Genomic DNA, 13,950 nt, shown 5'->3' on the forward strand with positions numbered 1-13,950 from the left:
CGAAAAATCAACGCGCCTGACCATCTTCGATAATTGAAATAATTTCCCCAAAAACTAAGTATCTACAAACAAACTTGTTAAGCTGATTAATCAAACATAAGACGATAGCTAATAGCTATCATAAGGATAGATCTAATCGTTTTTACTTATTAACCCTGAAGCTTGATACTAAACCTATCAAACGAACACACTTATTCATCAAATTTGGAGAGACCCATGTTAGAGAATCGCGAAGGCCAAACTATTCCCAGCGTTACTTTTCACACCCGTCAAAACGACGCTTGGGTAGACATTAGCACCGAGCAACTGTTTAAAGATAAAACAGTGGTGGTATTCGCTTTACCGGGTGCCTTTACCCCGACTTGTTCTTCAACTCATCTACCTCGTTACAACGAGCTAGCGAGTGTACTCAAAGACAATGGTGTGGATGATATTATCTGCCTCAGTGTCAACGATACTTTTGTGATGAATGCTTGGTTAGCCGACCAAGAAGCAGAAAACATCACCGTCATTCCCGATGGCAACGGTGAATTCAGTGCAGGCATGGGCATGTTAGTCGACAAAACAGCGCTCGGTTTTGGTCAACGCAGCTGGCGCTACTCAATGCTGGTTAAGAATGGAGTGATCGAAAAAATGTTCATTGAAGCTGACGTTCCTGGCGACCCCTTTGAAGTCTCAGATGCCGATACCATGTTGCATTACATTAACTGTGATGCCAAAAAACCCGCGGCGATTAGTATCATCACCAAACCGGGGTGTCCATTCTGCATCAAGGCTAAACAGCTCTTGCAGCAACAAGGCTTAAGCTATGAAGAAGTGGTACTTGGCGCGGATGCGACCAGCGTCAGTCTGAAGGCCCTCAGTGGACGTAGCACCGTTCCACAAATATTCGTCGATGGCCAACACATTGGCGGTAGCGAAGAGTTAGAAGCCTACTTGGCCTAAGCCTTATCCGCAGGCGTGTCTCGTAACTCGTCTGCATTTTCTTCCATTATCAGTGATTTATAGGTCGTGAAGATGTCCCAATTAAAACCCAACAAAACCGTTGATGTCGCCATTATCGGCGGAGGTACTGCTGGCCTAGCTGCCTACCGTGCCGCTAAAGAACATACCAGCTCGGTAGTGATGATTGAGGCTGGTCCCTACGGCACGACCTGCGCGCGTGTCGGTTGCATGCCTAGTAAATTATTAATCGCGGCCGCAGAAAATGCTCACCAGTACCACAAATCGGCCCAATTTGGCGTCAACTTAGGAAAACCCAAGATCGATGGTTTTGCCGTCATGCAAAGAGTAAAAGCCGAACGAGACCGCTTTGTTAGTTTTGTCTTAGAATCGGTCGACGGCATCGAAGCGGAACACAAAATCGATGGCTATGCAGAATTTGTCGACCAACATCACCTGAGGGTGAGCCATAGCAACGGCGACACTCTGATTATTAAAGCCAAACGAATTGTTATCGCGAGCGGCTCTCGCCCCGCTTATCCGGCGGCATGGCAGGCCTTGGGCGATCGTTTACTAATTAATGATGACATCTTTGAATGGGACCGCCTCCCAAAATCAGTAGCAGTATTCGGCCCAGGTGTGATTGGTTTAGAATTAGGTCAAGCGCTGCATCGCTTAGGAGTAAAGGTTCTCATGTTCGGTGTTGGTGGTGCGGTCGGTCCGCTCAGCGACCCCGCGCTCACTGAGTATGCGAATATAGTTTATGGTAATGAATTCTATTTAGATAGCGATGCAAAAGTAAGCTTAATTGAACGCAGTGAGCAGGGAGTAAAGTTACGTTATCAAGACCAACAAGGTCAAAGCGTAGAGACCGAAGTCGACTATTTAATCGCCGCGACGGGTCGCCGACCCAACACCGATAAGCTGGGCTTGGACAAACTGAATATTGAATTGGATACCCGTGGCGTCCCAGTAGCCGACCACTACACTTTGCAGACCTCTGTTAGCAATATATTTATTGCGGGTGATGCCAGTAATCAAATTCCACTGCTGCATGAGGCCGCAGACCAAGGAAAAATTGCTGGCGATAACGCAGGCCGTGGTAAAGATATCAGAGCAGGCTTACGTCGTAGTCCAATTGCAGCAGTATTTAGCGATCCGCAAATCGCCATGGTGGGTGAAAGCTATCGCGATATTGAACAACGCTTGGGTAACTGCGGCTGCTTTGAGATCGGCAGTGTCAGCTTTGAAAACCAAGGGCGTAGCCGAGTGATGTTGGTCAATCAGGGACTCGCTCACTTATATGGTGAACAAGGCACTGGCCGTTTTTTAGGCGCAGAAATCATCGGCCCCAACGCTGAACACTTAGCGCATTTACTCGCCTGGGCACATCAAGCAAAAATGACGGTATCACAGATGCTAGACATGCCCTTCTATCACCCGGTCATCGAAGAAGGTTTACGCACCGCCTTACGTGACCTCAATGCCAAATTACACCTTGGCCCAGAAATGATCGATGCCTGTATGGAGTGCGGCGTAGGCAGTTAAATCGCGAACCACCACCGCAACGAAACTGAACAAATTCTATCAACAAAAAGTTAATAGAATTTGTTTATATAGCCACAATATGCATCAGGGCTTACCATCTCGCGCTGTTTGCTCTATGCTACTTATAGTTTTGTTGGTACAGGGATCGTCGACGCAAACATTTATGCCTATTTTTCGCCTATTCGCCACGTTGGGTTTAGTGATCGTGTTGTTATCTGATTACGCCAATGCTGCCACAGCACTCAAGAGCAGTGCTCAACATATTTATATTGCCGAAGATCAGCAAGTATTGCCGCATCGCTACGCAAATATTCGCCATTGGCTTGATAGTTTAACCGAGGTGAATCGGGTCGCCTTAACGGGTGGCAGCTACTGGTTAGTTAAGCAACTCAATATCCAGCAAGCAGATCAATGGCTCGCCAGCGTCGATGGTCCTAATATCGAGAATATAGATTATTATCTTTACTCTGAAGGTAACCAGCTCCGCCATCTTAGCAGCGGCTATTTGCACCCTTACGAATATCTGTTCAGCTATGCCCGACATATTGACACGCCAACTTTGGGAGGTTATTGGCTCATCGCCCGTGTATCAAGTCACTATTATACCGAGCAGCCGCAACTTAATTTCGCGCCCAAAGCAGAACTAGGCCAGTTATACCACCAACGGGCGAGTTTAATTACCCTCTGCTTAGGGGCCTTACTGATTTTGGCAATCTATAACGGCGCTGTCAGTATTGTTCAGCAAGACAAAGTATTTGCCCTTTTTAGCGCTTACTTGCTAGCGATAACTATTTCTTTAGCCTTGGTTTTTCAAGTCACCGTTCACTTATTTAATCTACGAGCACTGAGCATACAATTGTTACCACTGCTCACAATTCCAGTTTTCAGCGTATTGTTTTATAGTCGTTTTCTTGATCTCCAACGATACTCGCCGCGGTTATGGTTAATCAGTCGGTATTTAATCGCGCTTTGCCTACTGGCAATCCCCGCCACCACAATTTGGCTGAACTATACCGTCGTGATCATTTTCAACTTAATCCTACTATGGATAACGCTCACGCTGGTCAGTGCGATGGTCTGTTGGCGAAAAGGTTCTGAGCAGGCAAGATCATTCATTTTACCAACCCTATTATTAATCGTACCTGCACTGCTAATCGTGTTATCAGTGATCCCCAAAGACACCACGACCTTACTCGCTACCGATATTTTATTATTACTTTGCTGTACCTTAAGCGGCTTAAGCATGTCGCTGGCATTACACTATAAATTTAAACGCTTAGCGCTTGAGTCATTGAAAGTGAACCAACAACTCAACCTGGAGCGTGACGCAGCCAGACTAGACGCCTTAACAGGCTTACAAAATCGCTATGCCTTTAACGAATATGTGAGTCAACAACTCACATTTACCGGCGAGCAAAACTGCTGCCTAGCCCTAATTGATATCGATTATTTAAAAATTGTGAATGACCAATCGGGACATCAAGAAGGAGATCGCTTAATCAAACTGGCCGCCGAAGCTTTAAATATGGTGTTAACTGATCGAGTTGAACTATTTAGGATCGGCGGGGATGAATTTGCGGTTTTTTCCAGCCAGCTTTCTGCGAGCGAACTTCAAGAGAAACTCAGTATCGTAGACAAGGTTATTCAACTCAATGGTGCGGCACACAGTGGGATAAGCTTTGGCTGTGCCAACACCAATAGCTGTCGCGACGCCGAGCAACTTTTTTATCGCGCCGATATGACCATGTACCAACAAAAAGCACAGCGTAAAAGCAAAGCCAAATTGGTTGTCGCTCCCAGTTATCCTTAAAGCCTACTCGCATTAATATGCTTAAAGGAGTCATCGATGCCACAGCAAGCAAACCAGACAAACCATTCAATGAACGACGCGACGGCGATATCCTTGCCAATAGTGGACTGATCAATAAAGTCATGAGAAAACAAGGTTCACCAGAACCAAGTATTAAGCCGTATAATTGCCAACACGGTAGGCATTTATACCCGCATCGTTTTGGCCCGCCAGCCATCGAGACTTGATAAGCTTGAATGAGATCCAGAGCTACAGTATTAGATCATGAGTGAAAAATTAAGGGGGACTCATTTGAGTCGACTAAAACGATGATTGTAATTAAAGCGATTACCAGTGAACAAACGCTCGCCATTCGCCAGCAAGTATTATGGCCCAAACATGATATCAACTTCTGTCGTGTCGCCGAAGATCAACAAGGGCTGCACTTTGGTGGTTGGCTTGAACAAAAATTAGTCATTGTAGCCTCGCTATTTGTTAGTCAACGAGAAGTTCGCTTACGTAAATTTGCTTGCTTAGAGCAATATCAAAACCGCGGATTTGGAAGCACCATGCTCCGTTACCTAATCGAACAACAACAAAACCAAGCGCAATCCGATACGTTTTGGTTTGACGCCCGCTATACAGCCATCACCTTTTATCAACGTTTAGGCTTTCACGTCGACAGCGAAGTATTCTACAAGCACCAAATTGCCTACGTTAAAATGTCCCGCGACCTTGTTGCAGCAAGAACTGAAGAGGCAAACACATAAAAAAGACGAAAAAAAGGAGAAGCTAATAGCCTCTCCCATTTTCTGTCGGTCAACAAAGGTCAGATCTTATTTCTTTATCGCGCCAATCCTTAGCGCGATGTATTTAGAGTAATGATAGCGTTTTCTTGATGCAAGTTTTTTCCCCTAAAATCATAAGAAACTAGATCAAGCTCACTTAAAGTTGCCATTAAAGTGACCTAGATCAATGAAGCTAATTTAATATCTATTAACCGTACAAACCTTGCACTCAAGAGCACTGAGCTCATCGTCAACTGGAAACATCCCTTCCCAAAAAACAAGCAAAATGACATTTAAAAATCCATAAATATCATAAATAAGCAGCATGTAAGCCATCGCTACAGCTAAGCTAAATGGACCTCTGCCCTTAGGCCAAAGCGTAAATATCGAAACGGTGAGTCTTGGTTGTTAGCTGATGATGGCTAGCCTTTCCCGCTAAAGGCTCCGCATAGCTCGGACGTTTCACTACCACTCGCTTGCTGGCAACCGCCAATGCTTGATCTAACAACAAATCGGCATCGAGATCGGCCCCAACGAGTTGCTGAAATACTCGCATTTCTTTCTTAACTTGCGCCGATTTTTTACGATGGGGATACATCGGATCAAGATAAACCACCTCGGCTTCTAGGCCAAGTTGTTGCAACTCATCAATACTACTCGCGTGTACCAACTGCATCCGCTCTGCGACCCAAGCGCCGATTTCAGGATCAGCTTTTGCTCTGCGTAAGCCATCTGCCAGCAAAGCGGCAACCCAAGGAGAGCGCTCAACCATGGTGACTCGGCATCCTAAGTTAGCCAAAACAAAAGCATCCCGACCTAAGCCCGCTGTCGCATCAATCACCGTAGGCCGCAGCCCCTTCTTCACGCCCACAGCTTTACTCACGGCTTCGGCGCCGCCATAGTGACGACGATGGGCCGCTCGCCCTGCCAAAAAATCGACCGAAATGTCTCCTAATTTGGCTTCATCACACCAGCGTAAATACAAGGTCTGTTGATCCAAGATCAAACAAAACCCCTGCTCTGGTTGTTGCGAACAAACTTGTAAGTTAAAACCGTCAATTAAACGCTGAGCATATCCACCATCAGCAGATGCTTCACAAAAAATACGAGGCTGAATTTGACTCACCTAACACTCTCCCAAACTCGGCAATAGACCTAGTTTAACAGCCTTATGGTCATTTTAGTTAAGCACGAACATCTCGATGGGCACCGGCCGACCAAAATGATAGCCTTGGGCATAGTCCACGCCAATCTCGAGTAAGATTTGATTGATTGCTTCATTTTCAACAAATTCAGCAATCGTTTTTTTACCCATCTCATGCGCAACTTGATTAATACTCTTAACAATCGCTGCATCCATACTATCGTTTTCTAGATCGCGAATGAAAATACCATCAATTTTTAGATAATCGATCGGCAGATTTTTTAAATAACCGAAGGAAGAGAGACCGGAGCCAAAATCATCCAGGGCAATTTTGCAACCTAACTGACGAACTTTATTGAAGAACTCTGTCGCAACATTAAAATTAGAAATAGCGACCGTTTCAGTGGTTTCAAAACACAGTTTATTCATTGGTAAAGCACACTCTTCCAACGTTGCTAGTAACCACTCAACAAACTCGCGATTCCCTAAAGACTGACCCGAGAGGTTCATCGAACACATCGTTAAACGAGTGAGATGACCAGGATTAACCGCCAACCATTGCAAACTTTTCGCAATCACCAAACGGTCTATTTGTTCTGCTAGATTATAATTCTCAGCCGCGGGTAAAAACGCACTCGGAGGCACAACTCGGCCATCTTCATCAATCATGCGAATTAAGACTTCATAATGTAGATAGTCTTCATCAACAGCTGAGACCGGAACAATCGGCTGGGCATAAAGTAAAAAACGCTCCTCTCGCAAGGCTTTTTGAATACGCGTGACCCATTCCATCTGCCCTTGACGCTCCAACAACATCTGGTCACCCATTTGATATAAGTAAGCTCGGTTGCGCCCTAAAGACTTAGCGGTAAAACAGGCTTTATCTGCTTGAGTTAAGATCTGTTGTGCAGAAGCTTGGTAGTGCCCAAATAAAGTCAAACCGATGCTACAGCCAAAACTAAACATACGCTCATCACACACATAGTGAGTATCATTCAGGCTCTTAATCAACAAGTTAGCAAAATCGAGACAGCTCTGCTGATCGGTCTGTTCAAGCAAAATAGCAAACTCATCACTGCCCAAGCGAGCCACAATTGCTGACCCTGTCAGCAATTGTTCCAGTACGCCAGCAACCTGTTTTAATGCCTGATCGCCAGAATTATGGCCGAAGGTATCGTTAATCACTTTAAACTGGGCTAAATCTATCACCAATAGTGCATGTTGACACGAATCAGATTGCTGCAACAACGTACTTAACCTGCGTTCAAAAAACGTACGGTTATAAACATCCGTGAGTGAATCATAGTTGGTGTAATAATCAAGTTTCTGAGTCAGATCACGAGTGGTGGTAATATCCTCACAACAGACAATAAAGCTATCTTCATTGGCTATTTTGAGGATGGATTCCTTAAACCACAAACCTTGCTCATTTCGAGTTCGATAGCGGACTTCTCGTACCTGAATATGGTCCGAAATCCCATCTAAATAGCGAAGCAATGAGGTTTGTAAATCGGCGTCACCATACAAACTACGTAATTGAGACAACTCTAATTGCTTGCGAGAAAAGCCTAAGTGATCGGCAAGCATTCTGTTACAAAAAACAATCACCCCCAAACGATTCAACAGCATTAACATCGCAGGGTTATGCTCAAACATCGCTCGATAATGACGCTCACTAGAAGTGAGCTGCTGATATTGCAACTCCATTAAATGAAGGCTTCTCAGCTCTAAGACCATTTGTTCGACCTGCTGCGCCGCTTTAAACTGAGGACTAATCACAAAATCGTATAATAGGTTTTCACTGGCGAGTAATAGAGTTGCATTAAAATGAACGACATTGCCTTGTAAACACTGAGCAAAGCCTTCTCGCAAACGTTGCGCTAGGGCCTGCTGATGCTGCCAAAACTGGCTGGAGAGCAAGGGATTCCCCACTAAATACTTCGCTCTCTCACCTAATAAAGTCATCAATGCCGGATTCATCATGAGCACGACACCGTGCTCATCCAGTAAAGCGCAAGCCTGCTCAGTATTAACAAATGCAGAGCAGAGTTGCTGCTGCTTTGCCTGCAAAGATTGCTTACTCTGGAGCCGGCGACGCATCACCCAAATCAGCAACAGCAACAGCAACAACACCACACTACTAAGAATAACGCTCGCTTGATAACGTGGTAACCAAGCCTGGAAAGCGGGTCGATTGATAAAAATTGCATCGCTTGCCAGATTCGATTTAGACATCTGCCAACGAGTTAATTGCGCATAATCAAAAAGATAGAGCTGCGGACTACGAGCCCGAATCGGGATCTCTTTTACATCACTTCCTTGTAAAGCTCGTCCAACCATCACACCAACCGCTTCACCGAGCTGATCTGGTAAAGTGACCATTCCACCAACGACGCCATCACCAATCGCATAATCCCATAAACTAAAAATAGGCGCCCGAGAAGCCAATGATAAAGCTTGCAGATTCTGCTGACTAAGTTTGCTGTTTCCGGTAAGCGAGGACGGCAACATCCCAAGTAGCAGGGCATGTTTAGGGGTTAACTGCGAGGTTTTTGCTTTGAGTTCCTCATAATCCATATCTTGCCAAATGGTATAGGTAATACCAAATTGTTCGGCTAAGCGCTTAAAACGTTCCGCAATACGTTGGCTAATGGCACTTTTGTCGAGCACTAAGTGCAAAGATTCAAGTTCGGGGAGCAATTGCCTGATCAACAATAGATTTTCACGTACCGCTTGCTGTTCGTGGATCCCAGTCAACATCGCCTTACGAGGTCCGGTGTAGGCGACCAAATCGGCACCCGCGGCAACCAATGGCGCTTGCAGCGTACCTTCGTTTTGTAAGGCTAAGGCCAACTTTAAAGCTTGCTCACCAACACTCACAACCAAATCAAACTGATAATAAAGAATGACTTGCTTAAGCATATTGAGCTGCGCTGCGCTGTATGGAGATTGATTGGGATTCAGCTCCGCTTCTACACGCTGATTAAAAAACCATATGGAACGTTCCGCTAATTGATCACGCAAACCTTGCTCAAAGCTTGCATCCCACTGCAAACCCGCCGGATAAGAATTCAGTAATAATACTCGTTCAGTCCGAGCCAAGGCAGCTTGTGAAATAAGCAGTAAACTCAACACAGCCGCATAGCAAAGTTGATTCGGCCTTGCTATCAACCCTATTCGTTTTAGTAACGTACTCACAAAAATAAACAACCGTCCTTCTCTGTTTTGGTTGACTCACTAGGCGTAGAAAGAGCCTTTGATACTGCCACTAGGCGTAAGCAAATCAGTTCTGTAGAATATGCGTCAATTCACCATAAGGTTTCACGCATTTATGAATATTTTGATGGCTCTTTCACAGCTCGAAGTGACTGGAGCCGAAGTCTACGCAACTCAAGTTGGTAATACTCTAGCGCAACGAGGGCATCAAGTATTCTATGTTTCTGACACCTTAAATTCTCCCCATCAAGGGCAGTATTTCAAGTTACGTTTCAATAAACGCAGTCTACCTAGAAGAGTATGGCATGTATTTTATCTTATCTATTTAATTTTTAGATATAAAATACAGTTAGTTCACGCACATAGTCGCGCTTCGGGTTGGTCTGCTTATGTTGCCTGCCGACTCACCAATACGCCAATGATCACCACCGTTCATGGACGACAGCCGGTACATCGCTCACGCAAAAAGTTCCATGCCTTGGGATATCATGCTGTCGCGGTGTGTGAAAATATCGCCCGACAAATCGTCCGTGATTTGGGTGTCGCCGAGTCACAGGTCAGCGTGCTGCGCAATGGCGTCGATAGTCAAGTATTCAAACCCTTAGCAGCGAATCACCGGGCCAAACCGGTAATTCAGATTATTGGTCGTTTAACCGGCCCCAAGGGCCAATTGGTCTATCAACTACTGGAACAATGCATTGATTTAGCGGCAAACCAAGTTCAAGTGATCAGCGGTAGTCAAATCGATCCAATCTTCGATAAATTTAAAACTAAAGTAAAATTTTGCGGCTATAGCGCCAATATTCGCCAAACCATCAGCCAAGCAGACTTAGTCATCGGGGCAGGACGGGTGGCCATGGAAGCCTTAATGTGCCAAAAACCGGTTTTTGCGGTCGGCGAAGCAAATGCCATCGGTTTAATCTCGGTAGACAATCTAGCATCGGCCATGGCCAGCAATTTTGGTGATGTTGCCGACGGAGGGAAAACCGAACTCGATATCGACTACCCTCAATTAGCCAAGCAACTACGAAGTGCGCTCAAACAGCCCAAAGTTGATGAAGAAGTTTACCAAATAATCACCGAACAATATTCCTTAGAGAAAATGACTCAACGACTGCTTGAGTTGTATCAAAGTGCTTATGTATACACCAAGAAACGAGAAATCCCGATCATCATGTATCACCGGGTGATTCACAACGATCCAAGCCAACACGGGGTGTATGGCACTTATGTGACTTTGGAGCGTTTGGAGCAACACTTTCAAACGATTCAGCGCATGGGTTTAAGCCCGATCACTTTCCAGCAATTAGATGAGATCGGTTTAGACCATCGTTTCGACCACGGCAAACGCTACATCATTCTTACCTTCGACGATGGTTTTAAAGACAACTACGATTTATTACTACCACTACTCAAAAAGTATCAATTTAAGGCAATGATCTACGCTGTCACCGGCACCGATCATAATCGCTGGGATGTAGAACATCCCAGTAAGCCCGACCAACGCTTTGAACTGATGAGTCCACAACAACTGCGCGACATCGACCGCAGCGGTTATGTTGAGATCGGCGGACATACCGTGAACCATCCCAAATTGGCCAGTCTCAGTCATGCCGAACAACAGCATGAGATCGCGTACAACAAGGCACAACTCGAAAGCTTACTTGAGCGCCCCCTTTATAGCTTTGCCTACCCCTATGGCGACCATAACGAGCAAACAAAACGACTGGCGAAACAAGCGGGCTATACCTACACTGTTGCCACCGACTCTGGACCGGTAGCCCTACATGAAGATTTACAACAGATTCGACGAATCGTGATGTTCCCCAGTACCACCAAGTTCGGTTTGTGGCGTAAAATTAAAGGCAACTACACCATCAAAAAAGCGGCTAAACCTCAAACTAAGAACTTGAGTTAAGCAATCAATTGAAAATCTAAGGTCACTCAACAATGAATATTTCGATTGTGATGATTAACTACAATTCGACCCGACATACACTCGAGTGTTTGCAGTCTATTGCAGACTCTCAACCCAAGGTAAGTTTTGAAGTTATTGTGGTAGACAATGCTTCTCAAGCTGAGCAACTTGAAAACTTACAACAAGAAATTGGTGCTTATCCGTGGGCAAAGCTCATCATCAATCCCCTTAATCTTGGTTTTTCCGGGGGCAACATGTCTGGTTACCCTCACGCCACTGGTGACTACTTATTTTTTCTCAATAATGATACTCAGGTCAGTCCGCACTGCTTAGATGTATTACACCATTTCATGGAAAACCACCCAGAAGTAGCCCTTTGCAGTCCGACCATCTTCAGCGAAACCAATCAGCATACAGCCTCTTTTGAGTTCATCCCTAGCGTCGCCAATAAACTATTCGGAGCATCGCTATTAAGACTACTGCAGCCGAGCAACTATCCTCAGCGCAAACAGCAGCATCAACAACCGATTAAAGTGCCAGTGATCAGTGGTGCCACCATGTTTTTCAGACGCCAGGACTTTGAGCAACTGGGTGGCTACGACACCAAATATTTCTTGTATTGTGAAGAAGAAGATTTTGCCATCCGTCTACGTGATGCCAATAAAGCCATCTACTTACTGAATGAGGCAAAGGTGGTCCACTCCGGCGGCGGCAGCACAGAACGGGATCTTGCGATTGAAAAAGAGTTCTATATCTCATTTTATCGTCTACTCGATAAACACTATTCGCGCTTATCAAAAATCATTATTAAGGCCTTATATATCATTAAGGAATGTAAGCGAGTACTAAAAAAACCAGAAAGAAAACCCTTGCTAGCTTTCTTACTTAAAGGGGCTCCGGAGTCAGAATCTCTTCGATACCAACAATCAAGTCAGGATATGCAATGAGTCACTCAACCTTAAAAGCCAGTGTCATTATTTCGATTTATCAAGATGTTGAGGCTCTCCATGCAATTTTATACGCTTTAAGCCGTCAAATCGAGCAACGCTTTGAGGTCATCATCGCTGAAGACTGTGAATGTAAAGCCGTAAGGGAATACCTCGCTCAGCACACATTTCCTTTCGCCATCAATCACCTCACCCAAGAAGATAAAGGTTTTCGTAAGACCAAAGCCGTAAACCGAGCGGTCGCCGCAGCAAAAACCGAGTATTTGATGTTTTTAGATGGCGATTGCCTGCCCCATAGCCAATACGTCGCCGAGCATTTGAATCAACGTGAAAACAATCGCGTCTGCACTGGGCGTCGCGTGCATCTTGGCCCCACAATGTCCAGGTGGTTTAGGAAGAACCCCTCATTAATAAAGCTGATTGAAAATCGGCTGGTGTATACCCTGCTAGGACTTCCCTTAGTGTTTGATCACACCAAAAACTATGAGATTGGCTTTCGCTCAACTACGCTACACAAACGCCAAGCAAAAAAATACCTAACGATCGTAGGTTGCAACTGGTCAGTGTCAAGAGCCGATATGTTGAAAATAAACGGCTATAATGAAGATTTGCCGGGTGTGGGAGGAGAAGATGACGATCTGGGATGGCGTTTTAATGGCAAGGGCATTCACGAAAAAAGTGTTAAATTTGTAATTCCCGTTTATCACCTTCACCATGTTGAACGCCGCGCAGATGTCAGCACCAACTTACAGATCATCAAGCAAAATACCGCCCAAAAGCGCTACTACTGTAAAAATGGTGTCGATAAATATCTTTCTGAGACTCACGAAAACTTAAATCAAACGCATAAATCATGACGCATCAATTCACACCAGTGGAAATCGACCAAGTTAGCTATAGCCACCAATTTGCTATATGCACCCTTGTCACCGATCACGCAGAATACCAAGGTATGCTAAACTCCTTCGCTCGCGCTGGTTTTAGCCCACAAAACTCTCAATTCATTTTTGCTGACAATAGTACGCATAATAAATTGGATGCTTATCAGGCAGTCAAAAAATTTATTAATCATGCCGACGCCGAATACATCATTATTTGCCATCAGGACATCTTGTTAGATTTTGACGATAAAGCAGTTTTAGAACAGCGCATAGCAGAACTTGATGCCATCGATCCTAACTGGGGGATATGTGGCAATGCGGGATATATCAACTTTAAAAATTATGCCATGAGAATTAGTGACCCGCATGAAGAAAACATAAATGTGGGGCCATTCCCCGCCAAGGTAAAAAGCTTAGATGAAAACTTTTTAGTATTAAGAAAACATGCTGCACTGTCTGTTTCTAGCGACCTATCTGGGTTTCACTTGTATGCCACCGATATGTGTATCTTAGCTGACATATTAGGCCACAATAGCTACGTGATCGATTTTCATCTGCGCCATAACAGTGGCGGAAATATCGAGCAAAGCTTTGAACAGAGTAAGCGTGCATTACTCAATAAATATGCCAATGCATTAAGCAATAAGTATATAAGAAGTACCTGCACCAAAATGATAATAACCAGCAATCGTGCTTTAAATAGAATATTCAATAGAAATCTATTTTATAGCATTCGAAAAAGAATAGAGATAATAACCAATCTATTCAGGAATTAAG

At 44.7% G+C, this 13,950-nt stretch carries 10 protein-coding genes; 8 read left to right on the forward strand and 2 right to left on the reverse strand.

The window, feature by feature from the left end; translation table 11 throughout:
• The first annotated feature begins 216 nt into the window (after window positions 1–216).
• From ACRRS0_RS22220 to ACRRS0_RS22235, 4 genes are all read left to right on the forward strand, one after another.
• Window positions 217–945, forward strand: a complete 729-nt coding sequence (locus ACRRS0_RS22220) for a glutathione peroxidase (protein WP_432455416.1) — start codon at window positions 217–219, stop codon at window positions 943–945.
• Window positions 946–1,017: 72 nt separating this feature from the next.
• The gene (locus tag ACRRS0_RS22225) at window positions 1,018–2,490 is read left to right on the forward strand and encodes a dihydrolipoyl dehydrogenase (protein WP_432455415.1); all 1,473 of its coding nucleotides are present in this window, start codon (window positions 1,018–1,020) and stop codon (window positions 2,488–2,490) included.
• 163 nt (window positions 2,491–2,653) lie between these two features.
• A complete protein-coding gene (locus ACRRS0_RS22230; protein ID WP_432455414.1) occupies window positions 2,654–4,300 on the forward strand; it encodes a diguanylate cyclase domain-containing protein in 1,647 nt (548 codons plus the stop codon).
• A 308-nt stretch (window positions 4,301–4,608) separates the two neighbouring features.
• On the forward strand, window positions 4,609–5,049 hold the full coding sequence (locus ACRRS0_RS22235; RefSeq protein ID WP_432455413.1) for a GNAT family N-acetyltransferase: 441 nt from the start codon (window positions 4,609–4,611) through the stop codon (window positions 5,047–5,049).
• Window positions 5,050–5,434: 385 nt separating this feature from the next.
• Here ACRRS0_RS22235 and ACRRS0_RS22240 read toward each other — a convergent pair whose 3' ends face one another.
• Together ACRRS0_RS22240 and ACRRS0_RS22245 are read right to left on the reverse strand one after the other, a co-directional pair.
• Complete coding sequence (locus ACRRS0_RS22240; RefSeq protein ID WP_432456126.1) at window positions 5,435–6,127, reverse strand: class I SAM-dependent methyltransferase; 693 nt, start codon at window positions 6,125–6,127, stop codon at window positions 5,435–5,437.
• 120 nt (window positions 6,128–6,247) lie between these two features.
• Window positions 6,248–9,409, reverse strand: a complete 3,162-nt coding sequence (locus tag ACRRS0_RS22245; RefSeq protein ID WP_432455412.1) for an ABC transporter substrate binding protein — start codon at window positions 9,407–9,409, stop codon at window positions 6,248–6,250.
• 133 nt (window positions 9,410–9,542) lie between these two features.
• Between ACRRS0_RS22245 and ACRRS0_RS22250 the strand changes: the two genes are divergently transcribed.
• The 4 genes from ACRRS0_RS22250 to ACRRS0_RS22265 are packed head-to-tail and all read left to right on the forward strand — an operon-like array spanning window position 9,543 to window position 13,949.
• Window positions 9,543–11,345, forward strand: coding sequence for a polysaccharide deacetylase family protein (locus tag ACRRS0_RS22250; RefSeq protein ID WP_432455411.1), 1,803 nt, complete (start codon window positions 9,543–9,545; stop codon window positions 11,343–11,345).
• Window positions 11,346–11,377: 32 nt separating this feature from the next.
• Window positions 11,378–12,292 carry a glycosyltransferase family 2 protein gene (locus tag ACRRS0_RS22255; RefSeq protein ID WP_432455410.1) on the forward strand — a complete coding sequence of 305 codons (915 nt, stop codon included), beginning with the start codon at window positions 11,378–11,380 and terminating at the stop codon, window positions 12,290–12,292.
• Window positions 12,289–13,149 (forward strand): glycosyltransferase, encoded by an 861-nt coding sequence (locus ACRRS0_RS22260; RefSeq protein WP_432455409.1) that lies wholly within the window; start codon window positions 12,289–12,291, stop codon window positions 13,147–13,149. The genes ACRRS0_RS22255 and ACRRS0_RS22260 overlap by 4 nt, the downstream gene beginning before the upstream one ends.
• Window positions 13,146–13,949 carry a hypothetical protein gene (locus ACRRS0_RS22265; RefSeq protein WP_432455408.1) on the forward strand — a complete coding sequence of 268 codons (804 nt, stop codon included), beginning with the start codon at window positions 13,146–13,148 and terminating at the stop codon, window positions 13,947–13,949. The genes ACRRS0_RS22260 and ACRRS0_RS22265 overlap by 4 nt, the downstream gene beginning before the upstream one ends.
• Window position 13,950: the final 1 nt, after the last annotated feature.

The sequence above is a fragment of the Agarivorans sp. QJM3NY_29 genome (assembly GCF_050870835.2).
In the GTDB taxonomy this organism is placed as follows: Bacteria; Pseudomonadota; Gammaproteobacteria; order Enterobacterales; family Celerinatantimonadaceae; genus Agarivorans.